18 protein-coding genes are annotated in these 19,567 nt (G+C 43.5%); 9 read left to right on the forward strand and 9 right to left on the reverse strand.

Features of this window, described 5'->3' with window-relative positions:
* Nucleotides 1-75: 75 nt before the first annotated feature.
* Nucleotides 76-378, reverse strand: a complete 303-nt coding sequence (gene rpsN / locus IM485_RS04105; RefSeq protein WP_002740009.1) for a 30S ribosomal protein S14 — start codon at nucleotides 376-378, stop codon at nucleotides 76-78.
* Nucleotides 379-498: 120 nt separating this feature from the next.
* Here rpsN and IM485_RS04110 point away from each other — a divergent pair, with 120 nt between their 5' ends.
* Nucleotides 499-1,038 (forward strand): NUDIX hydrolase, encoded by a 540-nt coding sequence (locus IM485_RS04110; protein WP_104396370.1) that lies wholly within the window; start codon nucleotides 499-501, stop codon nucleotides 1,036-1,038.
* Here the strand turns inward: IM485_RS04110 and IM485_RS04115 are convergent.
* Nucleotides 1,031-1,213, reverse strand: coding sequence for a hypothetical protein (locus IM485_RS04115; protein WP_002769951.1), 183 nt, complete (start codon nucleotides 1,211-1,213; stop codon nucleotides 1,031-1,033). The two genes, IM485_RS04110 and IM485_RS04115, sit on opposite strands and share 8 nt — an antisense overlap.
* Before the next feature lie 186 nt (nucleotides 1,214-1,399).
* On the opposite strand from IM485_RS04115, the gene IM485_RS04120 reads away from it, so the two are divergent.
* Complete coding sequence (locus IM485_RS04120; protein ID WP_104396371.1) at nucleotides 1,400-3,625, forward strand: glycosyltransferase; 2,226 nt, start codon at nucleotides 1,400-1,402, stop codon at nucleotides 3,623-3,625.
* Between the two features lie 310 nt (nucleotides 3,626-3,935).
* Entirely contained in the window at nucleotides 3,936-5,588 is a 1,653-nt protein-coding gene (locus IM485_RS04125) for a hypothetical protein (RefSeq protein WP_104396372.1), read from the forward strand.
* 6 nt (nucleotides 5,589-5,594) lie between these two features.
* Here IM485_RS04125 and IM485_RS04130 read toward each other — a convergent pair whose 3' ends face one another.
* A complete protein-coding gene (locus tag IM485_RS04130; protein ID WP_104396373.1) occupies nucleotides 5,595-6,341 on the reverse strand; it encodes a DUF4079 domain-containing protein in 747 nt (248 codons plus the stop codon).
* A gap of 56 nt (nucleotides 6,342-6,397) precedes the next feature.
* Here IM485_RS04130 and IM485_RS04135 point away from each other — a divergent pair, with 56 nt between their 5' ends.
* The 3 genes from IM485_RS04135 (at nucleotide 6,398) to IM485_RS04145 (ending at nucleotide 10,136) form a co-directional block, all read left to right on the forward strand.
* Nucleotides 6,398-6,721: a hypothetical protein gene (locus IM485_RS04135; RefSeq protein ID WP_287741487.1), complete on the forward strand. Its 324-nt coding sequence runs from the start codon at nucleotides 6,398-6,400 to the stop codon at nucleotides 6,719-6,721.
* A gap of 35 nt (nucleotides 6,722-6,756) precedes the next feature.
* Nucleotides 6,757-8,247, forward strand: a complete 1,491-nt coding sequence (locus IM485_RS04140) for a UDP-N-acetylmuramoyl-L-alanyl-D-glutamate--2,6-diaminopimelate ligase (RefSeq protein ID WP_287741490.1) — start codon at nucleotides 6,757-6,759, stop codon at nucleotides 8,245-8,247.
* 302 nt (nucleotides 8,248-8,549) lie between these two features.
* Complete coding sequence (locus tag IM485_RS04145) at nucleotides 8,550-10,136, forward strand: serine/threonine-protein kinase (protein ID WP_104397991.1); 1,587 nt, start codon at nucleotides 8,550-8,552, stop codon at nucleotides 10,134-10,136.
* A 131-nt stretch (nucleotides 10,137-10,267) separates the two neighbouring features.
* Here IM485_RS04145 and IM485_RS04150 read toward each other — a convergent pair whose 3' ends face one another.
* Together IM485_RS04150 and IM485_RS04155 are read right to left on the reverse strand one after the other, a co-directional pair.
* Entirely contained in the window at nucleotides 10,268-11,308 is a 1,041-nt protein-coding gene (locus IM485_RS04150) for a fatty acid desaturase (protein WP_104397990.1), read from the reverse strand.
* 254 nt (nucleotides 11,309-11,562) lie between these two features.
* Nucleotides 11,563-12,477 carry a Sll0314/Alr1548 family TPR repeat-containing protein gene (locus IM485_RS04155; RefSeq protein ID WP_104397989.1) on the reverse strand — a complete coding sequence of 305 codons (915 nt, stop codon included), beginning with the start codon at nucleotides 12,475-12,477 and terminating at the stop codon, nucleotides 11,563-11,565.
* Nucleotides 12,478-12,562: 85 nt separating this feature from the next.
* On the opposite strand from IM485_RS04155, the gene IM485_RS04160 reads away from it, so the two are divergent.
* Together IM485_RS04160 and rsmG are read left to right on the forward strand one after the other, a co-directional pair.
* A complete protein-coding gene (locus IM485_RS04160) occupies nucleotides 12,563-13,210 on the forward strand; it encodes an ABC transporter ATP-binding protein (protein ID WP_104397988.1) in 648 nt (215 codons plus the stop codon).
* Nucleotides 13,211-13,349: 139 nt separating this feature from the next.
* Nucleotides 13,350-14,027: a 16S rRNA (guanine(527)-N(7))-methyltransferase RsmG gene (rsmG, locus tag IM485_RS04165; protein ID WP_104397987.1), complete on the forward strand. Its 678-nt coding sequence runs from the start codon at nucleotides 13,350-13,352 to the stop codon at nucleotides 14,025-14,027.
* A gap of 2 nt (nucleotides 14,028-14,029) precedes the next feature.
* On the opposite strand, the gene cax is transcribed toward rsmG, so the two are convergent.
* The 4 genes from cax to IM485_RS04185 all read right to left on the reverse strand — a co-directional run bounded on the left by cax (nucleotide 14,030) and on the right by IM485_RS04185 (nucleotide 18,620).
* Nucleotides 14,030-15,118, reverse strand: a complete 1,089-nt coding sequence (gene cax / locus IM485_RS04170; RefSeq protein WP_104397986.1) for a calcium/proton exchanger — start codon at nucleotides 15,116-15,118, stop codon at nucleotides 14,030-14,032.
* 27 nt (nucleotides 15,119-15,145) lie between these two features.
* Entirely contained in the window at nucleotides 15,146-15,769 is a 624-nt protein-coding gene (locus IM485_RS04175) for a YdcF family protein (RefSeq protein WP_104397985.1), read from the reverse strand.
* Between the two features lie 156 nt (nucleotides 15,770-15,925).
* Complete coding sequence (locus IM485_RS04180; protein ID WP_287741495.1) at nucleotides 15,926-17,410, reverse strand: site-2 protease family protein; 1,485 nt, start codon at nucleotides 17,408-17,410, stop codon at nucleotides 15,926-15,928.
* A 112-nt stretch (nucleotides 17,411-17,522) separates the two neighbouring features.
* A complete protein-coding gene (locus IM485_RS04185; protein ID WP_104397983.1) occupies nucleotides 17,523-18,620 on the reverse strand; it encodes an RRXRR domain-containing protein in 1,098 nt (365 codons plus the stop codon).
* A gap of 266 nt (nucleotides 18,621-18,886) precedes the next feature.
* On the opposite strand from IM485_RS04185, the gene IM485_RS04190 reads away from it, so the two are divergent.
* Complete coding sequence (locus IM485_RS04190) at nucleotides 18,887-19,558, forward strand: MBL fold metallo-hydrolase (RefSeq protein ID WP_104397982.1); 672 nt, start codon at nucleotides 18,887-18,889, stop codon at nucleotides 19,556-19,558.
* The last annotated feature ends 9 nt before the right edge of the window (nucleotides 19,559-19,567 follow it).

Consider the following 19,567-nt stretch of genomic DNA (forward strand, 5'->3'; position numbering starts at 1 on the left):
CCCTACCTAAAAACAGCAATAGAGACGTAAAAAAAACGCCTCTATCCCGGTATTTTCCCTAGATATTGTTTCTGACTACCAGCTAGACTTGACCACACCGGGTAAAAGACCTTGGTGGGCCCATTCGCGTAAAACGTTGCGGGATAAACCAAAATCGCGATAGTATCCTCTCGGTCTGCCGGTCGTTAAACAACGGTTGCGGTGACGACTGGGAGCGCTATTGCGGGGTAATTCCTGTAATTTTTGGTGAATTGCCAGTTTTTCTTCAAAATCTTCGGCGGTGCGGAATTGTTCTTTTAGTTCCGCTCTTTTAGCTTCGTATTTTTGTCTGAGACGAGCGCGTTTTTTCTCGCGTTCTACCATCGATTTTTTTGCCATGGGGTTTCTCGAAAAAGATTTAACCTGTAAAGACAGCATTTCCCATTATAACCTGAAACACCGGTGACAAAGGTGACATTTGTTGATATTAATTCTTAAAGTCCTAGTTGCAAATTTTCTATGTCTGAACCGCCTCAATTTCTCCAACAACGTCTTTTTTATCAGGGTCGCGTCTTTCAATTTGAAGTCTCGAAACTGCGTTTACCTAACGGTGTCGAGGGAGAATGGGAATGTGTCCGTCATCCGGGGGGTGCTTTAGCAGTTCCAATCACCAAGGAAGGTCAATTAGTTTTAGTACGTCAGTATCGATTTAGTTTGCAAGCTCGAATTCTGGAATTTCCCGCCGGGACGATTGATGAAGGAGAAGACCCCGCTACAACGGTAAAACGAGAATTAGAGGAAGAAGCGGGCTATCGGGCGCATAATTGGCAATCTTTAGGTAAATTTGCCCTGGCACCGGGTTATTCCGATGAATATATCTATGCTTTTCTGGCCCGGGATCTGGAAAAATTAAGCTTGCCCCCCGCTCAAGATGCCGATGAAGATATCGAAGTGGTTTTTATGAGTTTTGAGGAAATGGAATCGGCGATCGCTCGGGGAGAATCGATCGATGCTAAAACTATTACTAGCTTCTATCTGGCCCGTTTAGCCCTTAATTAATCTTTTCAATCACCGCTTGTCCTAGTTGAATCAACTCAAAACCGATAAAAAGGCTTAAAATCACGGTGACAGCCTGATTAAGTAGGGGTATATTGCCTTTGCCTAGAACAGAGGCGACGAATTTGACCACAACTAAAACGAGAGCGCTAACAACGGCGATTTTGACGGCTATCATAGATTAATTTTTCCTCACGGTTAACCAGAGTATACTATTTCTAGACTTTTTCTGGCTAGTTTCATCTTGGGTTTGATACAAAATTTAGCATTTTGGTGGAGAGCGCTCCTGTCATTGCCAAAAATGTCCTAGTTTTTGTTAAGAATTGTAAAATGTAGTTAGATTTATTTGATCAGAAGAGGATTCATGTCTAACCAAGAATCGATTTTTCCATTCCCTCAAAAACCAGTGTATTCCTCCGTATTCAAGCCGATTTTAGCGATAATATCAGTTATCTTAATTATGTTAGCAGTGATCGGCGGGTTAATGGTGGTCAGCTTATCATTATGTTGGCCAGAACACAATATTTATCGATTACTACTTGGCTTAGTAGAAGATTTTTTTAACCCCTTTGCTTGGATCAAAGTTCCCACGGTTGCTCATAGCTATCAATTATTATTACCCACGGTTATCCTGCTAATTTCTACGCAGTTAATCATTTTCTTGTCTCCGCGTCCGCAAGTTTGGTCAAGATTAGTCATTATTTCTATCACTCTCGCTATCACCCTGCGCTATCTACTCTGGAGGATTCTGGAAACCTTAAATCTTTCTACTCCTCTCAATGGCTTTTTTAGTTTACTACTTTTAGGCGTTGAGATGATGGTTTTAAGTATTAGCATAATTCAGTTAGTTTTAGTCTTAACCACGAAGGATAGACGCAAAGAAGCTGATTTTTATAGCCAAGCAGTGATCAATAAACAGTATTTGCCCACGGTAGATATTCTGATTCCCACCTATAATGAGCCAGCGTTCATTTTAAAAAGAACTGTTATCGGTTGTCAAGCCCTTAATTATCACCATAAAAATATTTATATTCTCGATGATACCCAGAGGTCAGAAATTTATGAATTGGCAGAAAAATTAAATTGTAATTATCTGACTCGTCAGGATAGAAAAAATGCTAAAGCAGGTAATTTAAACCATGCTCTCAGACAAACCCAAGGGGAATTAGTGGTAGTTTTTGATGCAGATTTTATCCCTTGTCAGAACTTTCTAGAAAGAACTGTTGGCTGGTTTCAAAACCCCAAAATTGCCCTAGTGCAAACGCCCCAAAGCTTTTATAATGCCGATCCTATTGCCCATAACTTAGGTTTAGAAAATATCGTTACTCCCGACGAAGAATTATTTTATCGTCATATCCAACCAGCTAAAGATGGGGTGGGTAGTCCTGTCTGTGCTGGCACTTCTTTTATTGTCAGAAGAAAAGCCTTAGAGGAAGTGGGATATTTTAATATAGAATCTATTAGTGAAGACTATTTTACTGGGATTGCTATCTCTGCCAAAGGTTATGAAGTTATTTACTTAAATGAAAAACTCAGTGCTGGTTTATCTGCTGAAAGTTTATCAGCTTATTTACGGCAAAGATTGCGCTGGGCAAGGGGAACTTTACAGGCCTTTTTTATCAAAGCTAATCCCCTAAAAATTGCGGGATTAACTCTACCCCAAAGATTGGCACACTTAGAAGGACTTTTATCTTGGTTTTCTCCCTTAGCTCGTTTATTTTCTCTGCTTATTCCTCTCCTTTATACCTTTGGTTATATCGTACCTTTGAACATTACCATTGATGAGACAATCTATATATTTTTACCCTACATGATGATCCAGTTAGCCACTTATCACTGGTTAAATTTTCGCTCGCGCTCAATTGTTTTTTCTGAGGTACTATCGATGATTATTTGTGTACCAACATCCCTAACAGTTCTCCATGTTCTTTGGAAACCCTTTGACAAAGGATTTCAGGTGACACCGAAGGGAATTGCTCGCCAAAATTATCAATATAATTGGCACTTATCCTACCCATTACTGTTTTTTTTCACCATTACTTTAATTAGTATTTTCTTTAATTTACACCATCACAATTATCAAGAAAGTCCCATAAATTTTGGCTTGATTTTGGCTATATATAACGTGGTTATTATCATGACTGCTCTGGTGGCTTTATTGGAAGCTCCCCTTACCCTAGAAACTCAATATCAAGCGCGGGAATCTCCCGTTAACTTGATCACAGAATCGGATATAATTATACAGGGCAATCTCAAAAAACTTTCGGAAATAGGCGCAGAAATTCACCTAGGGGAACCCATCTACTCAGAAAAATTACTCCTAGATATTTTAGGCGAAGATTTGCGCTTATCTGCTCATCTAGTCAATCTAGAAAAACGAGGAAAAATCTGGCAAGCGACTCTTAAATTCCAGCCACTTACCCTATCAGAGCAAAGAAAATTAATTACTTTTCTATTCTGTCGTCCCCAGCGCTGGCCACTGAAAAATACGGCGGGAGAATTACAATCCCTTTGGTTGTTAATTATCAGCTTTTTTCGGGGGATAGGCTTGATTTGGCGGGCAGTTATGAATCGAAAAACAGCCCTTTAGTTTATTCAAAAGTCGAAAATACTTAAGTAGCTGGTTATAATTAAATTAAAAATAGATTTTAGGTTCGATCCCCCCTGCCCCCCTTGATAAGGGGGGTGCCGATCCCCCCTTAGTCCCCCCTTGATAAGGGGGGCATCTGATAATTTTTAACGCCTACCTACTTATCGAAAAACTAATTGCTAATTATCGTATCAACTGGCTTTTGTTTGTGATTTTACTCACAGTGCTATACTTGTATTATCACATTTGTCACTTGACCAAAACTTGACAGTATTATAATAAAAGTAACCATTCTTAGATGGACTGGCCCATGAACAATCATTTATACCTTCACCTGATGGCTAATAGGGAAAAAGGGTTTGCCTTGCCTCTTGTCCTGTTAATTGGACTTATCCTGATGGGAACAGGGATAACTGTGATGATGCGCGTCCAAGGGAACCAATCGAAAGTAATTGCCCAAAAAGCCCGGGCTGATAGTTTAACAAGTTCCGAAGCTGGGCTGGCTCGCGTGCAGGATTTACTTAATAGCATTCGAGTTATGGCGAAGGTTGATAGTAATTGTACTTCCGGCGATTGTTGGCAGACCGCCGAAGTACCTAGTGGTAATCCCAGTACCGATTTACAAAAAGATTTAAAAAAATTAGCCATTGCCACCGCCTGTGGTAATACCAATCGTAATAACGAAATTGCCTACAAAATACTCGCACCCACAGAAGAACAAAGAGCAGTAAATCCAGGATTAAGAGATTTGGCTAGTGGTGAATGGTTTCGGTTTCAGTTGAATGATAATCGTTATTATCGCGTGGTTGGATACAATTTCGATGATACCAATCCCCCCCCTGACGGTTTGGGTTGGGGAGTTCTCACCCTCGAAGGACTTTCCCTCAGTCCAACAGGAGACCTAAATAACATCGATGGCGACAATGCCGCCTCGCGTAACCGCGTGGTAGTAACTATCCCTATTTTTCCTTCCCGTCCCCTCGCATTCACTCGCACCACGGTCCCGACTTTGTGGATAAGGGAGGGAGCCACAGAAGATCTCAGTCAAACTAGCCAGATTACGGTCAGCAATCCGAATTATTCTGGCGGTGCTAAATTTCAGGGGGATGTGGTTATGAGCGACACCACGGTGGCGACGGGATTTGTCGAGGAGACAGGAAGTTTGCAACCGAACCTAGAATGTCATATTAACCAAAATAATATTCAACAGCCCGAACCCCCCGAACCTGCACCCAATACCCCCTACAAAGCGCAATTTGTCGGTGTCCCTTTCCCCAATTTACCGGAGCCTCCCAACGGTATTACAAACCTAGGAGAACTTACCAGTCCTCTTTTGCCTGCTCAGAAAACTTTTCCCAGACAGGGAGACACACCCACTAATCGCACGATTAACGGTCAAAGCGTACAGGTGTACGAGTATATCGTTGATAATATCAACTTGAGTGGTAACGATAAGATTGCCATTACTCCAGGGCAACGGGTGGTTTTTTATGTTAGAGGTGATATTAACGGTGTCATCGAACACGACTGCAGCAGTGTTAGCCCACCCACGGTTTGTAAACCGGGCAATCTACAAATTTATGCCAATAATGAATTAGCTTCCACCGCGCCGCAAATTTGTCTGAGAGTGGGTCAAAACCAAAGACTAGAAGCGTTTATCTTTGCTCCTGACTATTCCCTCGGTAAAACCGGTAACGGTGACTTCGTCGGTGCCGCCTGGGGTAAGAAGTGGGGGAAAATTTCAACCTGTGCCTCAAATAGCGGCGCAGTTGCTGTGATACAAGGAGTAGAATGGACTGACTTAATCGAAAACCTGAAACCCAATCCCTTAAGCACTTTGCCCCAACTTGGTAAGATTGCCAATTGGTGTGAGGAACTCGTACCGGAGGAGGGTGATACCCCCACGGAGCCATCTAAGTGTGTACCCACTTTCCCAACTCCTTCACCCTCTCCCAGTCCCTAAAAAAGTTTAACTTATCGGGTTGATGAGGGGGGTTTGGGATTTCGGTTCAGGACAGGTTTTATTGGTGAAATCACAGCGATAAATTGCCGGTTTTTGCCAACTGAGGGGAATTTCCAGCAAATCCCTCGAACCGGTCATGGCTTGTCCCAGAAAGAGAGCCAGAGCGATACAATTGAGGATTGTATGGGCAATGCGCCAACGATGGGAACGGTCTTTATAGATATCTTCGACAATGGCCAGAGAGAAAATCATCAGTAATGATGCCGCCATGCCGATATAGTAGTGAGACCAGTACCATTGGTCCGAGAGTCGCCAGACCCCATCCTGAGAACCGATAATAATTAAACCGATGCCAGTCAAGGTGGCAAAAATTCCGCGCCAGAGTGCTTGTCTAGCACGGTAGAGACAGACCAAAGAAGCAATGGTGACAAAAAACATCAAAATCACAAAAATGACCTGAAAGGAGTCTAATTTTCCGTCTTTTTGTTTATCGACAAAACCATTAAAACCGTAAACGACCGAGTAAGCTAATGCTAACAGGTTAACCCCTACCACTGTACCCGTTAACCAGCGGCCTAAACGTAGATGTTCTGGCCCGACCACTGGGGGAATTTTACTTTTATTTCCCGCGTTGCTTTCTAGGCGACGTTGACGGGTTTGCCAAGCAAAGTTAACTACGAGGCCGATAATAGGGAAAACGACCACTATCGCTAGGACAGGATGAATGAGAGCCAGAAAATCGACGAATTGCATATAAATATCCCGAAAATAGTCAGCAGAAAATCTTCAATAGTTGACAAGCTATAGCCTTGTTTTTTTTAGCTTATCGCAGATATCAGGAGGCAATAGGCAAAAGGCAAAAGGCAAAGGGCAAAAGGCAAAAGGCAAAAGGCAAAAGGCAAAAGGCAAAAGGCAAAAGGCAAAAGGCAAAAGGCAAAAGGCAAAAGGCAAAAGGCAAAAGGCAAAAGGCAAAAGGCAGCTTTATTCTCCCCACACCCCACACCCCACACCCCACACCCCACACCCCACACCCCACACCCCACACCCCACACCCCACACCCCACACCCTACACCCCACACTCTACACCCCCACTTCCCATTTCGGACTAGGAACCTCTTTGATAATCGGCTAATCTAAAAGCAGCAATCCCTAGATTCAATCCTGACTATGAAACTACAAGAACTTTTAAAAACTATCCCTCTGGTTTCCCCGATTTCTTCTCCTATCGCTTCTATTACCGAGATTACAGGAATTTCCACCAATTCCCATGCTTGTCAACCGGGAGATTTATTTATCGGTTTACCCGGTACTCGCGTCGATGGCGGCGAATTTTGGCGTTCTGCTTTGGAAAGCGGGGCTGTAGCGGCGCTTATCTCCCCGGCAGCCGCTGCTAAATTTCCCCCCCCGGAGGATGCTTGCGTAATCGTTGTGGCAGATTTAGTTACTGCCACTGCTGCGATCGCTGCTAAATTTTATCATTATCCGGCCCTTACCCTCAAATTAATCGGTGTGACGGGAACCAACGGCAAAACCACCACCACCCATTTAATTGAATATTTTCTCAGCCAAGCAAACATTCCCACCGCGTTATTCGGGACTCTTTACACCCGTTGGCAAGGATTCCAAGAAACCGCCAATCATACCACTCCTTTCGCTAACGAGTTACAAGCCAGTTTAGCCAAAGCGGTGAGCGCCAGCAATGAAATCGCCGTCATGGAAGTTAGTTCCCATGCACTGGCCCAGGGACGGGTACAGGGTTGTACTTTTCGCGTGACGGTGTTTACTAATCTCACCCGGGACCATCTCGATTATCACCTCGATATGGAGGATTATTTTGCCGCTAAAGCTAAATTATTTAGTCCCGATTATCTGCAAGGTAAGGCGATTATTAACCTTGATGATGCCTATGGTCAACGTTTAGCGGCCTCCCTGTCTCCCCAACAGGTCTTAACCTATAGTGTGTCCGATGCTAATGCCGATTTTTATACTAAAGATTTACACTATCAACCCACGGGAGTGGAAGGGGTGATGGTGACTCCCCAAGGAGAAATAGCCTTTGCTTCTCCTCTGGTGGGTCAATATAATCTGGCTAATCTCTTAGCGGCGGTGGCGACAGTGTTAGAATGTGGTGTAGATTTAGAGACAGTAATCGCCCAAATTCCCCAGTTTTCAGGAGTACCAGGGCGGATGGAACGGGTTAGCATCGCGCCTGACCAAGATATCAGCGTCATTGTCGATTATGCCCATACTCCTGACAGTTTAGAGAATGTTTTAAAAGCAACACGTCCCTTTATTTCTGGTCGGATGATTTGTGTTTTTGGTTGTGGCGGCGATCGAGATCGGACAAAACGGCCGTTAATGGGGAAAATAGCCGCAGAATTAGCAGATTTAGCCATAGTTACCTCGGATAATCCCCGCACAGAGTCTCCTGAAGGAATCCTTGAGGATATTATCGCTGGCATTCCCCCAGAAATTACTGTGCAGGTAATTAGCGATCGCGCTTTGGCTATTGACACCGCTATTCAAGCAGCACAACCGGGAGACGGAGTAATTATTGCCGGTAAAGGTCACGAAGATTATCAAATTTTGGGGACGGAAAAAATCCATTTCGATGACCGCGAACAGGCCCGGGCCGCTTTGATGAAAGGGAAAAAGTGATTAGGGGTGTTGAATTATCAAGAAAAGCTAAGATTAGTTGACAATTGACAGAGGTATCCAATTTTAAAATCTGTGGTAAGCTAAAAGAGTTTAGGTAAAAATCCCAGTTAGCAAGCAAACGCCATCTTGATAAGTTGCTCCTGCGTTAACTAAGCAATGACACAAAAAAGCGTTACAGGCGCTTTGAATGTTTCAGGCCTCTGGTTTTGGACTTTCGGAGATACCTCCTCTTGAGGAGAATCTCTGAGGGTGCATTTTTGAACTGTCTTAGCAAAAAAGTATCGGTCAACTGGTGACTCTATATGACCTACTGCCTTAATCCCGACTGTCCTCAACCGAAAAACGCCCCAACAGCGTTAATCTGCGAGAGTTGCGGTTCAAAACTGCTTCTGCACAACCGCTATCAAATTCTAGGTATTTTAGGGAAAGGAGGGTTTGGGGCAACCTTTGTCTCATCGGATTTATCCCTACCAGGTACCCCCCTATGTGTGGTCAAACAACTGCGACCTTGCACTGATGATGCTAATATTTTTCAGATGTCCAAGGAACTTTTTGAGCGAGAAGCGGAAACCCTGGGAAAACTGGGGGTTCATCCGCAGGTTCCCCGATTATTGGACTATTTTGAAGATAATCAACGGTTTTATCTAGTTCAGGAATACGTTAAAGGTCATAACCTCTACCAAGAGGTAAAAAAACGTGGCCCGTTTAGCGAAGCGGGAGTCAAACAGTTTTTAAGTGAACTTTTGCCGATTTTGAAATATATCCACAAACAAAAGGTAATTCATCGGGATATCAAACCCGCTAACCTAATTCTTCGGCAAACGGATCGAAAATTGGTTCTGATTGACTTTGGGGCTGTCAAAAATCAAGTTAACACTGTTATTGCCAATGTCAATTCTCAAAATGCTTTCACTAATTTTGCCGTGGGTACCCAAGGTTTTGCCCCTCCCGAACAGATGGCCATGCGTCCAGTCTATGCCAGTGATATCTATGCCGTGGGAGTTACCTGTATCTATCTACTCACGGGCAGATCTCCTAAGACTATCGAAGTTGATGTCAATACAGGTGAATTACTCTGGGAAAAATTAGTCAAGGTGAGTCCCCAGTTTGCTAAAGTCCTGAAAACAATGCTGGAAGTCTCCATCCGTCATCGCTACAAATCCGCCCAAGAGGTAATGGATGCTTTAGACATGACCGCTTATGCCGATAGTCTAGCCCAAAGTTTAATCGCGGCTCCAATGGTTACTTCCCCGAAACCACCACAAGATTCAGGTCAAATAGCCACTTCCTTCGTTTCTGGCTCTCTCAACTCTAAATTTCGCCCCAAAAATAAAAATCCAGAGGCCTCTCCAGATAATCTGCCGGGGGCGCAGATGGCCTTTTCAACAACCAATACAAATATACAATCTAAAAATAAAGACCACAGCAGCCCAGATATAACCTCACCGAAGAGAAAACGCCGCTTAGATGAAAAAGCGATTCTCGATGCTTACAATAACGGCCGGCGCAATTTCGCCCAGGAGGAATTATCGAATCTCAATCTGTCTAAAGTACAACTTTTGCGGGTAAATTTCTTTCAATGCAAATTAACAGGAACTAATTTACAAGGGGCGGATCTGTCCAATGCTGATTTGGGCCGGGCTAATCTCAGTCAAGCGATTCTCAAAAATACCAATTTAAATAATGCCTATCTCGGTTATGCAGACCTGGAAGAGTCCGATTTGCGCGGGGCGAATCTCACTGGAGCCAATCTTCGCCACGCTAATCTTAAAAACGCTAATCTTTGCGGTGCCAATCTCTCTGATGCCCAAGTAAATCGAGAACAAATCGCCCTAGCAAAAACCAATTGGTTAACAGTGATGCCCAATGGTAAACGCGGTTCCTGGTAATCTTTTTTCAGTAAACAGTAATCAGTAATCAGTGAAAAGACAGTAGAAAACTTCGATTTAATACTGTCACTTAAAACTCAAATCTGATCACTGATAACTTACCCACTGATAACTGATAACTGATAACTGATTTAACCGCGACTTTCCTTAAAGGTTTTGTATGCGGTTTCGGAGTCGAAAATATGGCAATAATCAACAATTCGTTTCATTAATGGCCAAGAAAACTCAGTTTCTTTTAGGTGACTACCCCAATTTTCTTTGAGACTAGCGTGAACTTTGCGGAGGTTATAGGAAGGAATCGCCGTCGAGATATGATGGGGGATATGGACATTAATATCGTGACAGAGAATTTCTACCCAACGGGGATAGCTACAGTGAACTGTTCCTTCTAGTTGCGCTAAAGCTTGATTCCACTCTTCGGGATAGGAAAATTGAATATCGGGGTCTGTGTGATGGACAAGGGTAAAGGTACTCATCCAAAAATGATAGACAAACCAAGGCACCACCCAAAATTTAACCAATCCCCAAACACCAGTGTAGAAAATTAGGGTTGGGAAAAAAATAGCGGCAAAAACTAGGACGACAATCATCGAAAAGCGCGCTTTTTCCCGTTCGTTCTCTTTGAATTGTTCGATGTTGAAGTGTAGAATAGCCCAGTGGGCGATCGAACCGAGCCACCAGAAACGTCCGCGAATGCCGCGATAAAAGAGACGCACTAGGGGATTGGCCGAGTTAAAAGCTTCTAATTCCCAAGGATCCCAAGCATTATCTATCGTTACCATGTTAGTTTTAGCATGATGGCGATCATGGAGGAAACGCCAACAGTGGAAGGGATAGATAAGCGGTAAGAGGAAAATATGACCGACAAGATCATTAACCCAGGGTCGATTAGAAAAAGACCGATGACCGCAATCATGGGCGATCACAAAGAATCCCGTTAAAGCTGTACCAGTGAAAATCCAAGCTAAAGGCAGTAAATACCAGGGAGAATAAACTAGCATTGCATAACCCGCAATGACCGCCAAAATATTCGTAATCACACCAAACCAAGCTTTAACTGGGTCTTTCTGGAAATATTCTTTGGGAATGCTTTTAATAATATCTTTCAGTTTAAAGTCTGGCTCGATCGAGGTGATCAACTCCCCATGCAATTTATCCGTCGTTGCCGTCATGAAATCTCCAATTACACTTAGGTGAACCCTTGACAATAAATCAGCTAGGAGGTTTAGCCAAATTCTGCTCTATACCACAAGCCAATTTTTTTGTCAATATATTTTTAACTTTAATTAATAAACTTCCGCGAAGCTTAATAATCCTTTACTTTATATAACATAAGAGGGGATTTTCTGTTTTGGCAAAATTTGCCCCTTGCCTCTTGCCTCTTGCCTCTTGCCTTCAGAAGCTGATAACTGATAATAGGCTTTTTTCAACGATTAGCGGTGTTTTCTAGGGATTTAATCTCCTCCTGTACCTTACGGTGTTCGCGATTTAACTGTTTTTTGACCGATTCGGGGAGTTGTTCCTGTTTTTTCAGGGCATTATTAAAGTAATCTAATGCCAGTTTCAAAGAGCCAGTATTTTTATCCGTATTGCCTTGAATTCTCAGGATTTGACCCTTCAGATACATTAATTCTGGATTATCGGGGGTCGCTTTCAGAGCGTTATCGATAAACTGCAAAGCCTGATCATACTGCTTTAAATCCCGGTAAGCTAGAGCGATACCTCGATCGACCAAGTAATCAGGACTCCCATAGGTTTCTAGCCGTTGAATTGCCTCTTGAGGACTAGAAAAGGGCAAATTAACCGCTAAAATCAAATCCATATAACCCTTTAACAGGTTCAATTCCGGATCCGTAGGATTAACCTTTTCTGCGGTTTCCAAATACTGAAACACCTGTTGTAATCTGGGGATAGCCGATACTGCTCCTTCGGTTTGAAAAACGTAGGTTCCCTCCAAAAAACTCCCCACCGCGAGATACAAATTTCCCCTTAAAGGGTCACTGTCCTGCATTTGTTTGGCCGCTGCCTTAGTTTTCTCGGAGTAGGTTTTGAGGGTGTTCCAATCCTGGTCGGTAAAAGCAAGAGAGGCACGCATAGCATGGGACAAAGGTTCTTGGGGTTCCTTTTCCGTGGCCTCAACAATTAATTTTTTTGCCTCTAGATAGTTACCTTGTTTAAAAATAGCGTTAAAAGCGGCCTCGGTCTTATCGCCAATCGGTCGGGGATTGGTTTTGCGGAAAGGATCTCCGGCTAACCCGGGACCAATCCAGTTAACCATTACCATAACAGCCAGCGAAGCACCGATCGCCATTTTTTTCGTTAAACCTAACCTCAGCACCATGGTCAAAAGTCTCCTTGAGCGAATGAAAAAATCTGTCACAATAGAAACGGGTTTCTAGACTTAATTTCCAGTTATTTTCCTGTCAATGCTTTATCTCAAAGATGTGGTTTATCATCCTCCCGCTGCTCTCAATCCCATTTTACAGGGGATTAATCTCGAATTAGCCCCCCAAGAATTAGGTCTGATTGTCGGCCCCAGTGGTTCCGGAAAAACGACTCTTTTGGAAATTTTAGCAGGCTTTGCCGATAAAACAGGAGGGACAATTCACTGGCGCGACCAAGAATTAACGGTGCTGCACCTGCAACAATTAGGAGGAATCGTTTTTCAGTTTCCTGAACGTCATTTTTGCGGTAAAACCATCCTTGAGGAGTTGCGTCTCGGTCATCCGGAGATTAAAAGCGATCGCCTAACGGCGGCCTTAAAGGAGGTAGGATTAGAAAATATTCCTCTGGATACTTCTCCCCACAATCTTAGTGGGGGTCAACAGCGTCGTTTATCCCTCGCTGTCCAGTTAATCCGGCAGCCTAATCTGTTACTTCTCGATGAACCTACGGCCGGTTTAGATTGGTCTATGCGTCGTCAATTGGCTAAACTTCTCGCTAGTCTCAAACAACACTGGACTTTATTAGTAGTTAGTCACGATGCTGGGGAATTATTGCCTATTGCTGACCGTCACTGGAAAATTGAACAAGGACATTTGAGGGAAGTAAAAAGTGAAAAAACAGATAGTTGAGATTTTAGGGTTTTGAGGTTTTAGGGTTTTAGGGTATTGGGGTTTTTAGTTGAAATTCCCCACTTCCCCACTTCCCTCATACCTGATAACTGATGACTGATAACTGATAACTGATAACTGATAACTGATAACTGAATTAATGATCCTTCCTGAATTATTTGAGCTTTGGCAAGAAACCCTAGAATGGCAACCCGATGAGGCCCAACAAGCGCGATTTCAACAACTTTATGAGTTGATTTTAGAGGGTAATCAACGTTTTAATCTCACCCGAATTACCCAACCAGAGGAGTTTTGGGAAAAACATCTTTGGGATTCTTTATCGGGTTTAGCTTGGTTACAAAAATCCCAGCCAGATCTATTGACAAAATCCCTATCAGTCATTGATTTGGGGACGGGGGCCGGGTTTCCGGGAGTGCCAATTGCGATCGCATATCCCCATTGGTCGGTGACTCTCTTGGATTCCACCCAAAAAAAGATTAATTTTCTTGAAGAAGTTATTGACAAATTAGAGTTAAATAACACGAAAACTCGTTTAGGTCGGGCGGAAATCGTCGGGAAAAACCTTAAACATAACTGTGCTTACGATATCGTCTGCTTGCGAGCGGTAGGTAATGTGGATATCTGTGTTAACTATGCTTTGCCTTTCCTGAAAAAGACCGGAATCGCTATTCTCTATCGTGGTCAGTGGTCCGCGCAGGATAGTTTGAGTTTAGAGGAGAATCTAGGGAAAGCTGGCGGTAAAATCCTCGAAATTGCCAGTTTTACCACTCCCTTAAGCCAAAGCGTCCGTCATTGTCTATATATCGGCAAGGGATAACTTTAAGCGGTGAGAGGATGGAAAAAGAAAGCCAAGGCCAAGATAGCATAGGTCGCTAAGAGTAACATTCCCTCTAACCAATTTGATCGCCCATCACTACTAATCGAATTAGCCAACCACACCGCCACAGCCACTGCCACCAACTCAAAGGGATTAAAATTTAGATCCATGGGCTGACCGATAATATAACCCATGATAACCAAAACCGGAGCCACAAACAGGGCGATCTGCATACTGGAACCGACAGCCACAGATACCGATAGATCCATTTTATTCTTAAGAGCGACGGTGACGGCCGTAGCGTGTTCGGCCGCATTACCGATAATAGGCAAAAGAATCACCCCGGTAAACAGTGCCGTTAAACCTAGCTGTTCCGTAGCCTCCTCTAGGGATGCCACCAATAACTCCGATTCTACGGCCACAGCGATGGTAACGATCAATAAAATCAAAGACCAAAACCAGATTTTCGGTTTTGCGGTGCTTTCTCTGGCGCTTTCCTCCTCAATACCAGCAATCCCGACATCGTAGAGATAGGTGTGGGTTTTCATAGAAAATAAGAGACTTAAACCATAGACGAAAATTAACACCGCTGCCACGGCCACGGATAGACGTTGCAGGACTGCTTCCCCGACTCCCGTGGAGGTAAATTGCACGGCAGTGGGTAAAAGGAGCGCCACCACCGCTAAATTCATAGCTGAGGCATTTAAACGAGCGGTTATCGGTTGAAATTCCTGTTCTTTGAAGCGTAAACCGCCTAAAAACATCGATAATCCCATAACTAAGAGTAAATTACCGATAATTGAGCCAGTAATCGTCGCTTTTACCACATCGATAAAACCTTCCCGCAAAGCGACATAGGCGAGAATTAATTCTGTGGCATTGCCAAAGGTGGCATTCATCAAACCGCCAATATTTGGCCCGACCACCACCGCAATCGCTTCGGTGGCTTCCCCCATGTAGGCCGCTAGGGGGATAATGGCTAGACAAGCGGTGATAAAAACTACCGTTCCGCCCCAGTGTAACAGGGAACCGGCGATCGATAGCGGCACAAAAATTAATAAGATGGCGAAAATGGTGTTTTTGCTTAACATAAAGTGGGTGATTTTGTCAAGATAATTTCATTTTGATCGGAGATGGGAACTAGAATCGGATTCTAGCCAAAATTCCCCAGTAGAACCGGTTATTATCCATAATATTGCCCTAAAACCGTCTCTGAGGGACTTTTCTAGGGGTTCGGGGGGTGATTGGGAGGGAACAGTCACCGGTTTAATCATAATTCCGCGACTACCAAAAACAATTTCTCCCACTAATCGCGCCCTTCTCATGTGATTATCGGAAGTGACCAGATAGACACTATCAATACCTTGGGCTTTCAGTTGATCGGCTAGGCTAGTAAAGTTAGTGACAGTATCTCGCGCATTGTAATCGAGATGGAGACGTTCTAGGGGAATTCCCGCTTTTTTAAAAATCTTTTTCACATATCGTCGCGGACTACCGGAAGACACCCAAATCGGTAGATCGGGATATTCCTTCGCTAATTTTGCCGCAAAACGTTCTCGATCGGCATGACCTCCCAAAACAAAAATCGCTTCTGGTTTTAGCCACTGCTGACGTAAATCGTGGTATAACCAGCCTAAACTCGCCAAAATTAGCGGAATAGCCAGCAATTTTAACCTAGATTTGCCTAACTTCCCTTTCAGAGAAACTCGCTTTTTTCTCTGAGAATTAGCCTTGAGAACCATATATCAGTGATCTGTGAGCGGTTGTCAGCCTTCAGCTTTGTGGATTAAAGTGATCGAGGGTGAGGATCATCGAACTCACTTGACGTAGGAGATAGGGATTTTATTCCCTAACTGACCGATAATTTTCCCAGAACTCAGGGGGATTGATGGGGTCGCTTACATCCCCCACCAACGGGCCACCGCTTCGGGAAGGGGGAGCAAAATACTTAATAATAAAGCTAGGGAAAATAAACCTAATAAATCTCGTTTATTATCCAATTCGGTGACATCATTTAAAGCTGGTTGATCGCTGACTGGCATTAATAAGAGAATAATCGCCCAGAGTAAAAAATCTGGCTGCACTAGGGCTAAAATAAACATGAATAATCGAGTTAATTGACCGATAATTATGGCGGTTTTCTGCCCATACATGGCGTGAACAATATGACCACCATCCAATTGACCCACGGGCATTAAATTTAGGGCTGTAACGATAATTCCCACATAACCTGCCACCGCTAAAGGATGTAAATGGATGGCTTTTCCCGCGATTAAATTACTGCCGAGGGCTAGTTTAGCTACGATAGATAAGAGAAAAGAAAACTGCGGATTTAAGGACTGAAAAGTTAATAAACTGCTTTGATTAGTTAGGGGAACTATTTCCGAGAGGGACAACCCCCAAAACAGTAGAGGAATAGCGATGATTATACCCCCCAAAGGACCGGCCACCGCCACATCAAATAAAGCTTTGCGGGTGGGTACAGGGGATCGCATTTGAATGAAAGCCCCGAAGGTGCCTAGGAAGAAAGGAAAGGGGATAAAATAGGGCAAAGTAGTTTTAATTTTATATTTAACTGCGGTAAAATAATGACTGAATTCGTGCAGTCCTAAAATAGCAATTAAGCCTAAACTGTAGGGCAAACCTTGCAATAATAAACTAGAATTATTTTCTAATTGTTGGGTGGTAATGCCACTTAATCCCGCACCGACCACTGTGGTAGTTAAGATAGTTAATAACAATAAACCCAGGGCAAGAAGGGGGCGAGTAACTTTTTCAGTTTCTATAGTTTCTGTTTTTTGCTGCCAGGGATTAGCCACAAGAGCGAAAAAAGGTTGTCCCTGAAAACTTTCTTGGAAAAGCAATAAAAAGCGATCACCAAAAACCTTTTCCACATTGTTTTTAATCACTTGATAAGCTTCTTCGGGAACTGCTCGCAATTTGCCCCGACAGAGAATTGCTTGGGGACGATAATCGATATTTTGCAGATAATAAACACCCCAAGGAAAACAATCTCGTAGGGATTTTTCCTCTTCAGCAGTGATCGGTTTTAAATCATTTTTAGGTGCGGGACTATCAATATTTTCTAGGACTAAATTCGCTTGTTTCGGTGGTGATGGGGGGCCTTCTTGGGGAGTAACCCGACCCTTCTGTACTAGCCACCAATACAAAAAAGGGCAGATCACAAAAGGACCGACCAGCAAAAATGCCGGCATGGGGGTATCCTGTCCATAGATTAACGTCCAGCCAGTCCAAATAAGAGCCGGAGTCATCAGGACTAACCAAATTAACCAAATTGGTGTTGTCGTGATTTTGGCCACGCTACGCTTGACGATAAAATAAGTGAAACCGCCAAGAATCCCTAATAACAACCACATTTCCATATCGGCTCTTTTCTCTTGAATAAAAAGCGGCTAATTTCAGCCGGCCTGGTCATCGAAAAACTGGGTCTGAAACCCCGCCCTTTAGCGATAGCGGAGGGCGGCTTTACATAAGTTAGCGAGAAACAATTAAACCGTTAGAACGACGAATTAACTGAATCTTACTAACAGCTATCTGTCCCAATCGTTTCCAATTAGTATCGCTTACAGATAGCTGTTTTTCGGTATCTCCACTAATATAACCAATTCCTTTGGGAGAAGAAACTAAATCTCCTTTACGGAACCCATGTCTTGTGGTAGAGCCACCATATTTACGTCGTTTACCACCTTTGGAAAAAACCATCAGGTGAAGTTGACGACGACTAATAGGAGGACGTTTGATGACAGCGAAGGGAGCGTTCGTTACTTTAACATAACCCTTCCAATCATATCCATGACCATTAGAATTGTGGAATGGCAAATAATCTAAAAATTGAAAACAGGCAAGAGCAATGCCATCGTTAGCATGACTTTCTGGTGATTGTTCTGCTTTATTTTTGGACTTTTCTAGTCGCAAATGTTTTCTAAGATTAGAGGTTTGCCAACCAAAGCGAGTATGGACTGTTGCCAATTGAGACAGTTGCTCAATAGCCCATTTTTGTCCGACCATAACTGGTGAGAAACCTTTTCCAGACTTAGCTCTTTTTCTACCGGAAGTTAAATCAACATCGGCTTTGACATACTCAAAGTAAATGTCAGTAATTGGATAGGTTTTGGTTAGTTCGGAAACGACTCGAAGTTCAAGTTGACGATTAGCTCTGATTGAGGGAGCTAATTTTCTTTGTTTTCTATTTGAAAATCGTTTTTGTCGATGCGCTCTTAGATTAAAAGGAAGTTGGCGGTTAATCCGTCTTCCTCTACGTCCTTTTCGCATTAACCGTCTATTGTCAATGCGCTCTCTTACTCGTTTAAAAGGAAGTTCTAAGTGAGCCTTCCAAAGAGTAAAAAGAGAGGATTGAACGCCAATTCCAGAGAATAATTTACCCGGGTCAATACCAATGGCAATCGGTTGGGTTTTGTTGTTAGAGGATTCAGTGGTTAGCTGGACATAGAAAATATCTAAGTCGTTGAATTTACCGATAGCTTTTCCTTCCTTAATCCACCGTCTGGCCCGACTGGGTTTGGTGGGCATTAACGGTTTTCCGTTTTTTGAGATAACAGGAACTCTTGCCATGGAGATAATCCTTAAGAGTGAAGTTAATGTCCCTTACCGCAACACAATCAAGATGTCTTGTCTAACAACGCTTTACCAATAAAGCTTAGAGGGAATCCGAACTAGGGAAGTATTCGGAGGTCTGTGCCAGATTGTGTCTCGATGCGGTAGTCTCTACTTGCGTCGCCTAAATTGGTTTAGACAAGCCCCGTCGCTTTTATGGCTGGGTTAGTGACCGATCGTGCTAAATTGTAAACCGCATTGATTGTGATTTGGATAGGCAAACCATGCGATCGGAAACCGAATCGTCTCCTTTAGAGGTTAGCAAAACCACAAAACCCCCTCGATTAATTCTAGAAGGTTTATACGCTTTCTCGCCTAATCGGGAAACCCTAGGGGGAACCTCTTATCTTATTGTAGAAAATACCGGCAATATTCTGGTGGATTGTCCTAGCTGTGAGGAGAGCGAGCGAGATTTTCTCCTAGAAAAGGGTGTCCGTTACCTATTTTTTACCCATCGCGGGGGTCAGGGTAAACAGAGCGATTCTCTGCAAAGTTTACTTGATTGTGAGATTATTCTACAGGAACAGGAAGCCTATCTGCTTCCTCACCGTCAAATTACCGTTTTTCAGCAGCAAATCCAGTTATCTCCCACTTGTAGCGGTTTTTGGACTCCTGGCCATTCTCCCGGTTCTTCCTGTCTCTACTGGAACCGTCACGGGGGGGTTTTATTTACCGGTCGTCATCTTCTCCCCGACACCAAGGGTCAACCGCGACCCCTACAGACCGCGAAAACTTTCCACTGGCTGCGGCAATTGCGATCGCAAGAGGCCATTTTAGACCGTTTTAGCCCGGAAACCCTCTCCTATCTTTGTCCGGGGGCTAATACCGGCTTTCTGCGAGGTCGGGGAATTATCGATCGCGCCTACGAAAAAATCAGCGCTAATCCTCTTAACTAAAGACTTTTT

It is taken from the genome of Microcystis sp. M169S2 (genome assembly GCF_020245865.1).
In the GTDB taxonomy this organism is placed as follows: Bacteria; Cyanobacteriota; Cyanobacteriia; order Cyanobacteriales; family Microcystaceae; genus Microcystis; species Microcystis ichthyoblabe_A.

Excerpts from the sequence above, each read along its gene's own strand:
- rpsN (WP_002740009.1), bottom strand. The coding sequence starts at position 378 with ATGGCAAAAAAATCGATGGTAGAACGCGAGAAAAAACGCGCTCGTCTC.
- IM485_RS04110 (WP_104396370.1), top strand. The coding sequence starts at position 499 with ATGTCTGAACCGCCTCAATTTCTCCAACAACGTCTTTTTTATCAGGGT.
- IM485_RS04115 (WP_002769951.1), bottom strand. The coding sequence starts at position 1,213 with ATGATAGCCGTCAAAATCGCCGTTGTTAGCGCTCTCGTTTTAGTTGTG.
- IM485_RS04120 (WP_104396371.1), top strand. The coding sequence starts at position 1,400 with ATGTCTAACCAAGAATCGATTTTTCCATTCCCTCAAAAACCAGTGTAT.
- IM485_RS04125 (WP_104396372.1), top strand. The coding sequence starts at position 3,936 with ATGAACAATCATTTATACCTTCACCTGATGGCTAATAGGGAAAAAGGG.
- IM485_RS04130 (WP_104396373.1), bottom strand. The coding sequence starts at position 6,341 with ATGCAATTCGTCGATTTTCTGGCTCTCATTCATCCTGTCCTAGCGATA.
- IM485_RS04140 (WP_287741490.1), top strand. The coding sequence starts at position 6,757 with ATGAAACTACAAGAACTTTTAAAAACTATCCCTCTGGTTTCCCCGATT.
- IM485_RS04145 (WP_104397991.1), top strand. The coding sequence starts at position 8,550 with ATGACCTACTGCCTTAATCCCGACTGTCCTCAACCGAAAAACGCCCCA.
- IM485_RS04150 (WP_104397990.1), bottom strand. The coding sequence starts at position 11,308 with ATGACGGCAACGACGGATAAATTGCATGGGGAGTTGATCACCTCGATC.
- IM485_RS04155 (WP_104397989.1), bottom strand. The coding sequence starts at position 12,477 with ATGGTGCTGAGGTTAGGTTTAACGAAAAAAATGGCGATCGGTGCTTCG.
- IM485_RS04160 (WP_104397988.1), top strand. The coding sequence starts at position 12,563 with ATGCTTTATCTCAAAGATGTGGTTTATCATCCTCCCGCTGCTCTCAAT.
- rsmG (WP_104397987.1), top strand. The coding sequence starts at position 13,350 with ATGATCCTTCCTGAATTATTTGAGCTTTGGCAAGAAACCCTAGAATGG.
- cax (WP_104397986.1), bottom strand. The coding sequence starts at position 15,118 with ATGTTAAGCAAAAACACCATTTTCGCCATCTTATTAATTTTTGTGCCG.
- IM485_RS04175 (WP_104397985.1), bottom strand. The coding sequence starts at position 15,769 with ATGGTTCTCAAGGCTAATTCTCAGAGAAAAAAGCGAGTTTCTCTGAAA.
- IM485_RS04180 (WP_287741495.1), bottom strand. The coding sequence starts at position 17,410 with ATGGAAATGTGGTTGTTATTAGGGATTCTTGGCGGTTTCACTTATTTT.
- IM485_RS04185 (WP_104397983.1), bottom strand. The coding sequence starts at position 18,620 with ATGGCAAGAGTTCCTGTTATCTCAAAAAACGGAAAACCGTTAATGCCC.
- IM485_RS04190 (WP_104397982.1), top strand. The coding sequence starts at position 18,887 with ATGCGATCGGAAACCGAATCGTCTCCTTTAGAGGTTAGCAAAACCACA.